The organism is Vibrio sp. 10N.222.55.B11, assembly GCF_041473705.1.
In the GTDB taxonomy this organism is placed as follows: domain Bacteria; phylum Pseudomonadota; class Gammaproteobacteria; order Enterobacterales; family Vibrionaceae; genus Vibrio; species Vibrio crassostreae_C.
Window position 1 is genome coordinate 154565 of sequence record NZ_JBFRST010000044.1, and the last position, 13497, is coordinate 168061.

Genomic DNA, 13497 nt, shown 5'->3' on the forward strand with positions numbered 1-13497 from the left:
ACTCATCCCACGGATAATGCCAATACGTTATTAAGGAATCACAATGATCCAAGAAGTTATCGAAACAAAATTGCACAATGAGTTTTCACCAAGTCATTTAAACGTGGTTAATGAGAGCTATATGCACAATGTTCCGGCCGGTTCTGAGAGTCATTTTAAAGTGATTGTTGTCAGTGATGTGTTTGAAGGATTGCGTCTTATTGCTCGTCATCGAGCGGTAAATAAAGCTCTTTCAGAAGAGCTAGCGAATAATATTCACGCACTGTCCATTCACACTTATACAAAAGATGAATGGATGAAGCAGCTCGATAACGTGCCAGACAGCCCTATGTGTATGGGTGGTGGCAAGTAACACAGCGAGCATATTGACAAAAGGTGGTGATGCCGCCTTTTTTGTCGCCAAACCTATGTGTTTTTCGTTGTTATATCACTCAAACTGATGGCAATTTGAACGACTAAAAATACCTACAATGAGTAATGTTTTTATTAACAGTGTTTCAACATAACTCGTAAAATATTAGTTTGTGACAGAGTATTAATCTCTTGTTTAAAACACGATTCAAAAGCCAATCTATCTGTGCGGCTCGTCAAATTTATACATATTTGAGAGTCCATATGCTTCAAATCTCACCAAATAAAGGCCGTATTCAAGTTATTGGTCATGGCATCAAGTTGTCAAAAAATGCTAGAATACGGCACCTGATAAATCTCACATAATATTTGTGATGAGTTTATTAATGTAATGTTGCGATTTTGGTATCTCAAATTTACCAAAACCGGACACTGTAATGTCGTGTCTAAGGGCGATTTTAAAACGTCCCGAATTTACGCAATTAAAAGAATCTTTTTCCCGATAAAGTAGTGCAAGTGCGTATGATTACAATAAAGAAGGGTTTGGATCTTCCTATCGCAGGAACTCCATCCCAGGTGATTAATGATGGTAAGTCCATCACTAAAGTCGCCTTGCTTGGCGAAGAGTACGTTGGTATGCGTCCTACGATGCATGCTCGCGTTGGTGATGAAGTGAAGAAAGGCCAAGTTCTTTTTGCAGATAAAAAGAACCCAGGTGTTGTATTTACTTCTCCAGCAAGCGGTAAAGTTATTGAAGTGAACCGTGGTGCTAAGCGTGTTCTTCAATCAGTAGTGATTGAAGTAGCAGGCAATGAGCAAATCACGTTCAATAGCTATGAAGCTAACCAACTAGTAGGCCTTGACCGTGAAACGGTTAAAGCTCAGTTAGTTGAGTCTGGCGCATGGACCGCTTTGCGAACTCGTCCGTTCAGCAAGGTTCCAGCAGTTGATTCTGAAACTCAGGCTATTTTCGTTACTGCTATGGATACTAATCCGCTAGCAGCTGAGCCAGAATTAATCATTAACGAGCAGTCTGATGCTTTCGTTGCTGGTTTAGATCTTCTTTCAACTCTGACTAACGGTAAAGTGTACGTTTGTAAAAAAGGTACTAGCTTACCTCGTTCAGCTCAGTCTAACGTTGAAGAACATGTTTTTGATGGCCCACACCCTGCAGGTCTTGCAGGCACGCATATGCATTACCTATATCCGGTAAATGCACAAAATGTAGCGTGGAGCATTAACTACCAAGATGTTATCGCATTCGGTAAGCTTTTCCTTACTGGTGAGATTTACTCTGAGCGTGTTGTTTCTCTGGCTGGTCCAGTGGTGAACAACCCACGTCTAGTTCGTACTCAAATTGGTGCTAGCCTTGAAGAGTTGACAGACAGCGAGTTAATGCCAGGCGAAGTTCGTGTGATTTCTGGTTCTGTACTTACGGGTACTGAAGCAACAGGTCCACATGCTTTCCTTGGTCGTTACCATCAGCAAGTTTCTGTTCTACGTGAAGGTCGTGATAAAGAGCTATTCGGCTGGGCTATGCCTGGTAAGAACAAGTTCTCTGTTACTCGTTCATTCCTTGGTCACCTGTTTAAAGGTCAGTTGTTCAACATGACAACGACAACAAACGGTAGTGACCGCTCAATGGTTCCAATTGGTAACTACGAGCGCGTAATGCCTCTAGATATGGAACCTACATTGCTGCTTCGTGATCTATGTGCAGGCGACATTGATAGTGCTCAAGCACTAGGTGCGCTAGAGCTAGACGAAGAAGATGTAGCATTGTGTACCTTTGTATGTCCAGGTAAGTACGAGTACGGTCAACTACTTCGTGAATGCCTAGATACGATTGAGAAGGAAGGGTAATTTTCATGGGCCTTAAAAAGTTTCTTGAAGACATCGAGCATCATTTTGAGCCAGGTGGTAAACACGAGAAGTGGTTTGCGCTTTACGAAGCAGCAGCGACAGTGTTCTACACGCCAGGTCTTATTACAAAGAAAAGCTCGCACGTTCGTGATAGCGTTGATTTAAAACGTATCATGATCATGGTTTGGTTCGCGGTATTCCCAGCAATGTTCTGGGGTATGTACAACGCGGGTGGCCAAGCTATCGCAGCACTTAACCATATGTATGCAGGTGCTGAACTAGCATCTGTTATCAGTGGTAACTGGCACTACTGGCTAACCGAAATGCTTGGAGCCTCCTTAGGAGCCGATGCAGGTGTTGGCAGCAAGATGCTACTTGGTGCGACTTACTTCCTACCTATCTACGCAACGGTATTCATCGTTGGTGGTTTCTGGGAAGTTCTGTTCTGTATGGTGCGTAAGCACGAAGTAAACGAAGGTTTCTTTGTTACTTCTATCTTATTCGCGCTTATCGTTCCGCCAACACTTCCTCTATGGCAAGCAGCACTAGGTATTACCTTCGGTGTTGTAGTCGCTAAAGAGATCTTCGGTGGTACGGGTCGTAACTTCCTGAACCCTGCACTTGCTGGCCGTGCGTTCCTATTCTTTGCATACCCTGCACAGATTTCAGGTGACGTAGTTTGGACTGCTGCAGATGGTTTCTCTGGTGCAACTGCTCTTAGCCAATGGGCTCAAGGCGGCGGTAGCGCACTAATGAACGTAACATCTGGTGAAGCAATCACTTGGATGGACGCATTCATTGGTAACATCCCAGGTTCTATCGGTGAAGTATCGACTCTAGCACTTATGATCGGTGCTGCGATGATCGTTTACATGCGTATCGCTTCATGGCGAATCATTGCTGGTGTAATGATCGGTATGATTGCTGTGTCTACGCTGTTTAACGTGATCGGTTCTGATACTAACGCAATGTTCAGCATGCCTTGGCACTGGCACCTAGTTCTAGGTGGCTTCGCATTCGGTATGTTCTTCATGGCGACTGACCCAGTATCAGCTTCATTTACCAACAAAGGTAAGTGGTGGTACGGCATCCTAATCGGCGCAATGTGTGTAATGATTCGTGTAGTTAACCCTGCATACCCAGAAGGCATGATGCTTGCGATTCTATTCGCAAACCTATTTGCTCCTCTGTTTGACCACGTTGTAATCGAGAAGAACATTAAGCGGAGACTAGCGCGCTATGGCAAGTAATAACGATAGCATTAAAAAGACGCTGTTTGTTGTTATCGCATTGAGCCTAGTGTGCTCAATCATCGTTTCAACAGCTGCAGTTGTTCTTAAACCTAAGCAACAAGCTAACGCGGTTCTAGATCAGCAAACTAAGATCCTTGAAGTTGCGGGCATTGAACTTGCGGGTAATATCCCTGAACTGTACGCAGAGAACATTGAACCTCGTCTAGTTGATTTCGCTACTGGCGATTTCGTTGACGGCGATGCTGCTGCATACGACCAACGTAAAGCGGCAAAAGATCCAGCTCAGTCAATCAAGCTTTCAGCTGAAGATGACATCGCTAAGATCCTTCGTCGTGCTAACACGGGTACTGTATACCTTGTGAAAGATGGCGCTGAAACTTCTAAAGTTATCATCCCTGTTCACGGTAACGGTCTATGGTCAATGATGTACGCATTCGTTGCGGTAGAAACTGATGGCAACACAGTTTCTGGTATCACTTACTACGAGCAAGGTGAAACTCCTGGACTTGGTGGTGAAGTTGAGAACCCATCTTGGCGCGCTCAATTCGTTGGTAAGAAATTATTCGACGAAAACCACAAACCTGCTATTCAGGTTGTTAAAGGTGGCGCTCCTCAAGGTTCTGAGCACGGTGTAGATGGCCTTTCTGGTGCAACACTGACTAGCGTTGGTGTTCAACATACATTTGACTTCTGGTTAGGTGATATGGGCTTTGGTCCGTTCCTAGCAAAAGTTCGTGACGGAGGTCTGAACTAATGTCTAGTGCAAAAGAAATTAAAAAGAGCATCTTAGCGCCGGTGTTGGACAACAACCCAATCGCGCTACAGGTTCTTGGTGTGTGTTCTGCTCTTGCGGTAACCACTAAGCTAGAAACAGCATTTGTTATGACTATCGCGGTAATGTTCGTTACTGCTCTGTCTAACTTCTTCGTTTCTTTGATCCGTAACCACATTCCTAACAGTGTGCGTATCATCGTTCAGATGGCAATTATCGCATCACTAGTAATCGTGGTAGACCAAGTGCTTAAAGCATACCTATACGATATCTCTAAGCAGCTATCTGTATTCGTAGGCCTAATCATTACTAACTGTATTGTAATGGGTCGTGCTGAAGCATTCGCAATGAAGTCTGCGCCAATCCCATCTCTAATCGATGGTCTTGGTAACGGTCTTGGTTACGGTTTCGTTCTTATCACTGTTGGTTTCTTCCGTGAGCTTCTAGGCTCTGGCAAACTATTTGGTATGGAAGTACTACCTCTAGTGAGCAACGGTGGTTGGTATCAGCCAAACGGCTTGATGCTTCTAGCACCTTCTGCATTCTTCCTAATTGGTTTCTTGATTTGGGCAATTCGTGTGTTCAAACCAGAACAAGTAGAAGCGAAGGGGTAAGGTAGTCATGGAACATTATATTAGTCTGCTAGTTAAATCGATTTTCATCGAAAACATGGCGCTTTCTTTCTTCCTAGGTATGTGTACATTCCTAGCGGTATCTAAGAAAGTTAAAACTTCTTTTGGTCTTGGTGTTGCGGTAGTTGTAGTACTTACAATCGCTGTTCCTGTAAACAACCTTGTTTACACACACATCCTAAAAGAAAACGCGCTTGTTGAAGGTGTCGATTTAAGTTTCCTTAACTTCATCGCATTCATCGGTGTTATCGCGGCACTTGTACAAATCCTAGAGATGGTTTTAGACCGTTTCTTCCCACCTTTGTACAACGCACTAGGTATCTTCCTTCCACTGATCACAGTTAACTGTGCAATCTTTGGTGGTGTATCTTTCATGGTAACTCGTGACTACAACTTTGCTGAATCTGTTGTTTACGGCTTCGGTTCTGGTGTGGGTTGGATGTTAGCTATCGTTGCTCTTGCGGGTATCCGTGAGAAGATGAAGTACTCTGACGTACCTCCAGGTCTTCGTGGCCTTGGTATCACGTTCATTACTGTTGGTCTGATGGCGTTAGGCTTTATGTCTTTCTCTGGTGTTCAACTGTAGGGTAAGCACCCAGTAATAAGGAATAACAAATGTTTAGTATTATTCTTGGCGTAGCGATGTTTACCATTATTGTACTGGCTCTAGTACTAGTGATTCTTTTCGCTAAGTCTAAGTTAGTACCATCAGGTGACATCACTATTTCAGTAAACGGCGACCCTGAAAAGGCGATCGTTACTCAACCTGGTAGCAAGCTACTTGGTGCCCTGGCTGGCGCTGGTATCTTCGTATCTTCTGCTTGTGGTGGCGGTGGCTCTTGTGGTCAGTGTCGTGTAAAAGTTAAGTCTGGTGGTGGCGACATCCTTCCAACTGAACTTGATCACATCACAAAAGGTGAAGCTCGCGAAGGCGAACGTCTTGCATGTCAAGTTGCTATGAAAACTGACATGGAGATTGAACTAGACGAAGATATCTTTGGTGTTAAAAAGTGGGAATGTACTGTTATCTCGAATAACAACGAAGCTACTTTCATCAAAGAACTTGCTCTAGCGATCCCTGAAGGTGAAGAAGTTCCGTTCCGCGCGGGTGGTTACATTCAGATTGAAGCTGAACCACATCACGTGAAATACGCAGATTACGATATTCCTGAGGAATACCGTGGTGACTGGGATAAGTTCAACTTGTTCCGTTATGAGTCTATCGTTAAAGAGCATTCGATCCGTGCTTACTCTATGGCTTCATACCCAGAAGAGAAAGGCATCATCAAGCTTAACGTGCGTATCGCAACTCCGCCGCCAAACAACCCTGACGTAGCTCCTGGTGTTATGTCTTCATACATCTGGTCTCTTAAAGAAGGCGACAAATGTACTATTTCTGGTCCATTTGGTGAGTTCTTTGCTAAAGACACAGACAATGAAATGGTATTCATCGGTGGTGGTGCAGGTATGGCGCCTATGCGTTCTCATATCTTCGACCAACTTAAGCGTCTTAAGTCTACTCGTAAGATGTCTTACTGGTATGGCGCACGTTCTAAGCGTGAGATGTTCTACATTGAAGATTTCGATGGCCTAGCGGCTGCAAACGAAAACTTCGTGTGGCACTGTGCACTGTCTGATCCTCAACCAGAGGACAACTGGGACGGTTACACTGGTTTCATCCACAATGTACTGTACGAAAACTACCTGAAGGATCACGAAGCTCCTGAAGATTGTGAGTACTACATGTGTGGTCCACCGATGATGAACGCTGCTGTTATCGGCATGCTGAAAGATCTTGGTGTAGAAGATGAAAACATCCTACTAGATGACTTCGGTGGTTAATCCACTTAAGTGATTGATATTATGGCTGACTCCTACGAGTCAGCCATTTGTTTTTCTAAGACAGCTTTTGACAACATACTGGCTTATATAAGAAAGAGTAAGGCATTCAAAATACCTATTTTTTACTCTTATTTTTCCTTATATAAATCCTCAACATTAGACAGGAGTAAGCAAGTGAGAATTTGGCTTGTTGCATTAACTTCTTTGATTTTTCTTGCGGGCTGTGAGCAGTCAAGAGAGCAAGTGCATTTGAGTGGCCCAACGATGGGCACGAGTTACAATATTAAATACATCAATGGTGATGAATTTCCTGAGTCTAATGAAGTTCATACAGAGATCGATCGTCTACTTGAAGAAGTAAACGACCAGATGTCGACTTACCGTGAAGATTCCGAATTAAGCCGTTTCAACCAGCATAAAGGTGCGGATGCGTTCGAAGTATCTGAGCAAACAGCGACGGTTGTGAAAGAAGCGATTCGTTTGAACGGTCTTACTGAAGGAGCTCTGGATGTAACGGTTGGTCCGTTAGTTAACTTATGGGGTTTTGGTCCTGAAGCTCGTCCTGAAGTTGTGCCATCAGATAAAGAGCTGGCGGCTCGCAAGGCTAAGATTGGTATCCATCATCTTAGTGTTGAAGGCAACATGTTGAAGAAAGACCTACCTAACCTGTATGTCGATCTATCCACGATTGCAAAAGGTTGGGGTGTTGACGTCGTCGCTGACTACCTTGATTCTATCGGTATTCACAACTACATGGTTGAAGTCGGTGGCGAAATTCGTCTGAAAGGTTTAAACCGTGAGAACGTGGGCTGGCGTATCGCGATTGAGAAACCAAGCGTTGATGAGCGTAATATCCAAGAGATCATCGAGCCGGGTGATATGGCTATCGCAACCTCTGGTGATTACCGTAACTATTTTGAACGTGATGGTGTTCGTTACTCACACATCATCAACCCTGAAACAGGAAAGCCTCTTCACCATAAAGTGGTTTCTGTGACTGTTTTAAACCCGTCTTCAATGACTGCAGACGGCTTATCTACGGGCCTTATGGTCTTAGGTGAGGAAAAAGGAATGGAAGTCGCAAACCAACATAACATCCCAGTGTTCATGGTGGTAAAAACAGCAGATGGCTTTAAAGAAATTGCTTCTGAAGCATTTAAGCCATACTTAGGTAAATAAGGTAAGCGAGATAATTATGAATACATTTCTGATTACATTTGGTGTTTTTCTTGCAGTAATCGCAGCGATGTCAATTGGCTACATTATCCAAAAGAAAGTTGTGAAAGGTAGCTGTGGCGGTTTGGGTGCTGTTGGTATTGATAAAGTATGTAACTGCCCTGAACCTTGTGACGCGCGTAAGAAGCGTGAAGCACGTGAAGCTTACCGTGAAGAGAAGCTGGCTGAGCGTCAACAAAAAGAAGCGGCTTGGAGTAAAGACCGTATCGCTTAATTGGTGACAGTCATAGGGGATAGAGCTATCTATGCCCTCAAATTGAAAAGCTCAAGATTATCGTCTTGAGCTTTTTTAGTTTTGAGGTCTAGCAATTAATCTTGGAATACCAAAAATGGAAACAGAGGCGAATGACTATTGTTCGATTTGCATGCTGTTACGCGCAAACACTAGTTGGTTTCTACCTTGCTCTTTTGCCGTATAAAGAAGCTCATCAGCGGCTTTGATCTGCTCATCTAGCTTCGCGTCTAAATCGGTTACGCCGATACTGATACTGACCTTGATTCTTTGAGAGTCATGCTCAACAACATGGCTTTCAATGGCTTCTCTCATGGACTCTAAGTTGTCAACAAAGCTCTCAAACGAACCACACGACTGAATACAAAATTCTTCGCCACCGAAGCGTACAGCAACATCATCTTTAAAATGGTCTTTGATGATCTTGCCGACTTCCACGAGGACTGCATCACCACCATCGTGACCGTAGGTGTCGTTCACTTTCTTGAAGAAGTCGATATCCATCATGGCTATACTGCGCTGCTCACAACCTTTACATGTTTGATTGAACAGGTAACGACGGTTCCATAAGCCAGTAAGAGCATCCTCGTTGGCATGTCGAAATAGATCGTTGGCCGCTTCTTTCATATCAAGCAGTTGATGGATACGGCAAAAAAATTCTTCTTGGTTAAAAGGCTTGTAAAGGAAGTCGTTAGCCCCCGCTTTAAGGAATCGAGCTGTCATGGTGCGATCATCGCTGCCTGATAACCCTAGAATAGCCAACTGGTTTCTGTCGTGATCGCGTCGTATCTCACGGATCATCGTTATACCGTCTTTCTTCGGCATATCATGGTCTGTAACAACGAACGTAATATCGGGATCGTTATGAAGGAGCTTTAATGCTTGTTCGCCATCTTCGGCTTGGATAGTTTGGATATATTGGTGTTCTAGAAGTTGAGCTATGTAACGGCGAACGACCGCTGAATCATCGACAACCAATGCTTTGTGATGGCGATTATTCGAAATTCTTTGAACCAGGGGAAGTAGGTAGCTTACTGATGACATACTGTCTTTAAGTATGTAATCGATAACGCCTTTGGCTAGGACTTGCTCTCGCAGTTGATTGTCGAACATCCCGGTCAGGACAATGATTTTCTGTTGATAGCCTAAGACGAGATCAATGATCTCGCCGTCTTGGCCGTCAGGTAAACAGTAGTCGAGGACTGCACACAAGAAATCCGTTTCTTGCTCTAAGATCGCTTTGGCTTCTTCTACAGATTCCGCCAACGCAACTTCATAGCCATCGTTCTTAAATTGTTGGTAAAGATAGTTTCTGAATGCGCGACTATCCTCTACCACTAGTATTTTTTCACTCAAAAGCTATCCCTACTTATAGACTAAATACTCCTAACAATACTATCAGAATAGTGGGCGGCGAATGAAGTGAAACCTGTTGAGCTGGACTCCAGATCATTTTAAATCTGAGAATAATTGATTATACTGTTCATAGATACAGTTGTAAGGTTGAGTTATTTCCAAATGTGCAGTTCGGACCAAGAGAAAGTCAGAAAAATAATCCATGTCGATATGGATTGTTTTTACGCGGCTGTAGAAATGCGTGATAACCCTGCTTACCGAAATCGCCCGTTAGCTGTTGGTGGGCATGAAAAGCAACGCGGCGTTTTGAGCACCTGTAATTATGAAGCCCGCAAGTTTGGTGTTCGCTCTGCAATGCCTACCGGAAAGGCCCTACAGCTTTGTCCTAATCTATTGGTTGTGCCGGGAAGAATGTCGGTCTATGTCGAGATATCTAAAAAGATCCGTGAAATCTTCTCTCGATACACATCAATCATTGAACCACTTTCCTTGGATGAAGCTTTCCTTGATGTCACCGATTCTAAGCGGTGTCACGGTTCAGCAACACTTATTGCCGAGTCTATTCGCCGTGATATTTGGAACGAACTGAACCTGACAGCTTCTGCTGGTATTGCACCGATTAAATTCTTGGCGAAAGTGGCCTCGGATCTGAATAAGCCCAATGGTCAGTTTGTTATACCTCCACAGGACGTTCAATCAGTGATTGATGAGCTGCCACTTGAAAAGATTCCTGGTGTCGGCAAGGTGAGCATTGAAAAGCTGCATCAAGCGGGTTTCTTTACTTGTAAGGATATCAAAGAGTCTGACTATCGAGACCTGCTACTCAAGTTTGGCCGTCAAGGCGCATCACTCTGGAAGCGCAGTCATGGCATTGATGACCGAGAAGTTATCATCGAGCGAGAGCGAAAATCGGTAGGCGTAGAGCGCACCTTCACTCAAAATATTTCAACCTACGCCGAATGCTGGCAGGTAATCGAAGACAAGTTGTTTCCTGAACTCGAAACTCGCTTAGAAAAAGCCAGCCCAAGTAAAGCGATCATCAAGCAGGGCATTAAGCTCAAGTTCGCTGACTTTCAACAAACCACGATTGAGCACATCCACGCCTCTCTCGATCGTGAACACTTCAAAGAACTGCTAAGTGAAATACTGAAAAGACAACAGGGGCGAGAAATACGCCTGCTTGGTTTAAGCGTAATGCTGCAACCCAAAGACCAAATGCGTCAGTTGAGTTTCTTTTAGGGAAAGGCACTGAGAGTTAGTCTTAGAGGTGTTACTGGAAATGTTGGTGTTTGAATACCGACTAGGTTTGATAACCTAGCCGGTTTTTACCTAAGTATGGAAACTAGCTTACCTAGGAAGTTGCTTTACTCGCGCTAAGGTATCACTGAATGGTTGCTGCTCTAGCTTGCCGTAACCGACCATTTTACTGGCTTTGAGTTTGGTTGAAAGCGGGGTGGCGATTCCACATAAGAAGCGAGTAATTGCCTCGTCGGTAATCAGTTGTTGGCTAGCCGAAATAAACTCATGTATCCATGTCATCACCGTCTCATCATCGATAGGTTCAACATCAACGGTTGGTAAGATTGCTACTTCTCCTCGACATACAGAGCAGTGACCGCAGTTTGTTGGTGCTTTATCATCGGCAAAATAACTCGCAAGGCGTGAGCTTAGGCAAGTATCCGCCTCAAAGAAATTCAGCATTTGGTTAAGGCGGTTTATCTCGCTGTTTTCTTTTGCTTTAAACAACTCAGTTAGACGCTCTGACAGTTGCATCATATCTTCAGAAGTATTGTGGATCGCGTAGACATCGGTGATCTGCTTGCTTTCTAGTTCAATCCAACCTTGTTCATTGAAGTAGTCGATAGCCGCAATCACACGCTGACGATCGGCTTGGAAGTGTGTCCAAAGCGCATCGAAGTCGACTTGGCACCACACTCTTGCTTGAGGAGAGCATTGGAAAATCGCTTCGACAAATTGACGACGTTCACTTTGAAATTGCTCTGTGATCTGCTGTTTCGGACGAATGAACTTAAATTTGTAGTCTGCGAAGTAGCTGTACTTGGGCTCAATCACACCTTCAATTTCGAGATACACCAGTAGTGTTTTTAGCGGTAACTGACGAATGTTGGATTCACGTGATAGTTGATTAAGCATGATCTCCCATTGATTCGAGCCAGAAGCGCCAATGTTTTGATTTTCGTAGATCTCTTTTAATACCGCTTGGATCGATATGTTGTCTGGCGTATCACCAAAAACGAAGTTCTCGAGTGTGCTTAAACCGTGTTTGTTAGCCAGTAAAATACATTCAGACGCTTGCCCATCTCGACCAGCTCTGCCGATCTCTTGTGAGTAGTTTTCGATCGATTTTGGTAAGTCAAAGTGAATCACTCGGCGAATGTTGGACTTATCCACGCCCATACCAAACGCGATAGTTGCGACGATACAGCTCACGTCATCATTCATGAATTGGTGTTGAATAGCATCTCTATTTTCAGGTTTAAGACCCGCATGGTAAGCCACTGCATTAACGCCAGCATTGCGAAGCTGCTGAGCCACCATCTCTGCCGTTTGTTGAAGGGTGACATAAACAATAGTCGGAGCGAGAGAAGCTTGGTTAACCACATTGCACAAGGTTTCTAGCTTACTGGTTTGTTCACAAGGTTGAATCGACAGATCGAGATTTTGACGATAGAAACCCGTAACCACAACGCGCTCCTCATCAATTTCAAACTTTGACTTCATATCTTGGATAACCGCTGTAGTCGCAGTGGCTGTCAGTAGTAGAACCTGAGGAATATTGAGCTGTTTTTGGTATTGAGGAAGCTTCAGGTAGTCGGGTCTGAAGTTGTGTCCCCATTCTGAAATACAGTGCGCTTCATCGACCACAAGCAGTGAGATCGACACTTGGGAGATAAACTGACGAAAGCGTTCGTTCTTCAAGCGCTCGACGGAGATCATGAGGATCTTGGTGTCACAGTTACGCACTGACTGCATAACCTGTTGTGTGGTTTGTCGGTCTTGGCTTGATTCGATTGCCGCTGCGCTAATGCCTTTACTGTGCAGGAAAGCGAGTTGGTCTTTCATCAAGGCTAACAGTGGCGATATCACCAAGGTTAAGTGCGGTAACTCTAATGCTGGTAATTGATAGCACAGCGATTTACCTGAGCCTGTCGGGAATATCGCGGCAGTCGAGTGACCAGATAGAACGTTATCAATGACTTGCTTTTGCCCATTGCGCAGTGAGTCGAATCCGAATACTTGTTTTAGCTTCTGCTCAATCATTTATGTTCTACCTGAGTTATTAAGTGTCGTATTGATGCTAAAGCGGGCGCCCATTCATGATAGCGTCGCTTGATGAATCAAATGTCTTGCACCTGATTGTACCTAATTCTATTCTGTAGCTCCTATAGAAAAGCACCCCAATAGTATGAATAAGTCTGAGCTTCGCCAAATAATCATAGAGCAACTTGAATCCCGATTACGTATCGCACAATCTGCTACTCAACGCGCTATTGATGCTGCGACAGATGAAGAGACAGTGCCTGAACATAAGTACGATACATTGGCATTAGAAGCTTCGTATCTCGCCCATGGTCAAGCGGTGAGGGTACAAGAGTGTGAAGACGATATTCAGTGTTATCGTAACTTAGTGTTGCGTGATAGTGAGAAGGTTACGGTGAGCAGTTACGTTGTGGTCATTGACGAGCATGATCAATATAAACACTTTTTTATGGGGCCGAGAGTCGGCGGACTTTCTGTCACGTGGAATGAGAATGAGATTGCCATCGTGACGGCAAATGCACCTTTTGGCCAGGCTCTAATGGGTAAAGAAGTTGGTGATGAGATTGAGTTTAAGGTCGCAGATAAACAGTTTTGCTACGAAGTTATCTCTATCGACTAACTAACTGACTAATAGAAATAAAACGTTTCTCTGACAAAGGAGCATATACCAAGGGTATA

At 44.1% G+C, this 13497-nt stretch carries 13 protein-coding genes; 11 read left to right on the top strand and 2 right to left on the bottom strand.

The window, feature by feature from the left end; all coding sequences use genetic code 11:
- Positions 1 to 43: 43 nt before the first annotated feature.
- The 9 genes from bolA (at position 44) to nqrM (ending at position 8163) form a co-directional block, all read left to right on the top strand.
- Positions 44 to 352, top strand: a complete 309-nt coding sequence (bolA, locus tag AB4503_RS16320; protein WP_017064186.1) for a transcriptional regulator BolA — start codon at positions 44 to 46, stop codon at positions 350 to 352.
- 521 nt (positions 353 to 873) lie between these two features.
- Positions 874 to 2214 carry a Na(+)-translocating NADH-quinone reductase subunit A gene (locus AB4503_RS16325; protein ID WP_019823845.1) on the top strand — a complete coding sequence of 447 codons (1341 nt, stop codon included), beginning with the start codon at positions 874 to 876 and terminating at the stop codon, positions 2212 to 2214.
- A gap of 5 nt (positions 2215 to 2219) precedes the next feature.
- Positions 2220 to 3464 carry an NADH:ubiquinone reductase (Na(+)-transporting) subunit B gene (locus tag AB4503_RS16330; protein ID WP_017067139.1) on the top strand — a complete coding sequence of 415 codons (1245 nt, stop codon included), beginning with the start codon at positions 2220 to 2222 and terminating at the stop codon, positions 3462 to 3464.
- Positions 3454 to 4221, top strand: coding sequence for a Na(+)-translocating NADH-quinone reductase subunit C (locus AB4503_RS16335; RefSeq protein ID WP_017059911.1), 768 nt, complete (start codon positions 3454 to 3456; stop codon positions 4219 to 4221). The genes AB4503_RS16330 and AB4503_RS16335 overlap by 11 nt, the downstream gene beginning before the upstream one ends.
- Positions 4221 to 4853, top strand: a complete 633-nt coding sequence (locus AB4503_RS16340) for an NADH:ubiquinone reductase (Na(+)-transporting) subunit D (protein WP_008223083.1) — start codon at positions 4221 to 4223, stop codon at positions 4851 to 4853. The genes AB4503_RS16335 and AB4503_RS16340 overlap by 1 nt, the downstream gene beginning before the upstream one ends.
- 7 nt (positions 4854 to 4860) lie before the next feature.
- Positions 4861 to 5457 (top strand): NADH:ubiquinone reductase (Na(+)-transporting) subunit E, encoded by a 597-nt coding sequence (gene nqrE, locus AB4503_RS16345; protein WP_009848375.1) that lies wholly within the window; start codon positions 4861 to 4863, stop codon positions 5455 to 5457.
- A 29-nt stretch (positions 5458 to 5486) separates the two neighbouring features.
- Entirely contained in the window at positions 5487 to 6713 is a 1227-nt protein-coding gene (gene nqrF, locus AB4503_RS16350) for an NADH:ubiquinone reductase (Na(+)-transporting) subunit F (protein WP_017059912.1), read from the top strand.
- A gap of 174 nt (positions 6714 to 6887) precedes the next feature.
- On the top strand, positions 6888 to 7892 hold the full coding sequence (locus AB4503_RS16355) for an FAD:protein FMN transferase (RefSeq protein ID WP_372115400.1): 1005 nt from the start codon (positions 6888 to 6890) through the stop codon (positions 7890 to 7892).
- Positions 7893 to 7908: 16 nt separating this feature from the next.
- On the top strand, positions 7909 to 8163 hold the full coding sequence (gene nqrM, locus AB4503_RS16360; protein ID WP_009848378.1) for a (Na+)-NQR maturation NqrM: 255 nt from the start codon (positions 7909 to 7911) through the stop codon (positions 8161 to 8163).
- 135 nt (positions 8164 to 8298) lie between these two features.
- On the opposite strand, the gene AB4503_RS16365 is transcribed toward nqrM, so the two are convergent.
- A complete protein-coding gene (locus tag AB4503_RS16365) occupies positions 8299 to 9537 on the bottom strand; it encodes a response regulator (RefSeq protein ID WP_372115401.1) in 1239 nt (412 codons plus the stop codon).
- Positions 9538 to 9699: 162 nt separating this feature from the next.
- Here AB4503_RS16365 and dinB point away from each other — a divergent pair, with 162 nt between their 5' ends.
- Positions 9700 to 10776, top strand: a complete 1077-nt coding sequence (gene dinB / locus AB4503_RS16370) for a DNA polymerase IV (RefSeq protein WP_029236421.1) — start codon at positions 9700 to 9702, stop codon at positions 10774 to 10776.
- 108 nt (positions 10777 to 10884) lie between these two features.
- Here dinB and AB4503_RS16375 read toward each other — a convergent pair whose 3' ends face one another.
- Positions 10885 to 12819 (bottom strand): ATP-dependent DNA helicase RecQ, encoded by a 1935-nt coding sequence (locus tag AB4503_RS16375; protein ID WP_372115402.1) that lies wholly within the window; start codon positions 12817 to 12819, stop codon positions 10885 to 10887.
- 145 nt (positions 12820 to 12964) lie between these two features.
- Between AB4503_RS16375 and AB4503_RS16380 the strand changes: the two genes are divergently transcribed.
- Complete coding sequence (locus AB4503_RS16380) at positions 12965 to 13438, top strand: GreA/GreB family elongation factor (RefSeq protein ID WP_017059917.1); 474 nt, start codon at positions 12965 to 12967, stop codon at positions 13436 to 13438.
- The last annotated feature ends 59 nt before the right edge of the window (positions 13439 to 13497 follow it).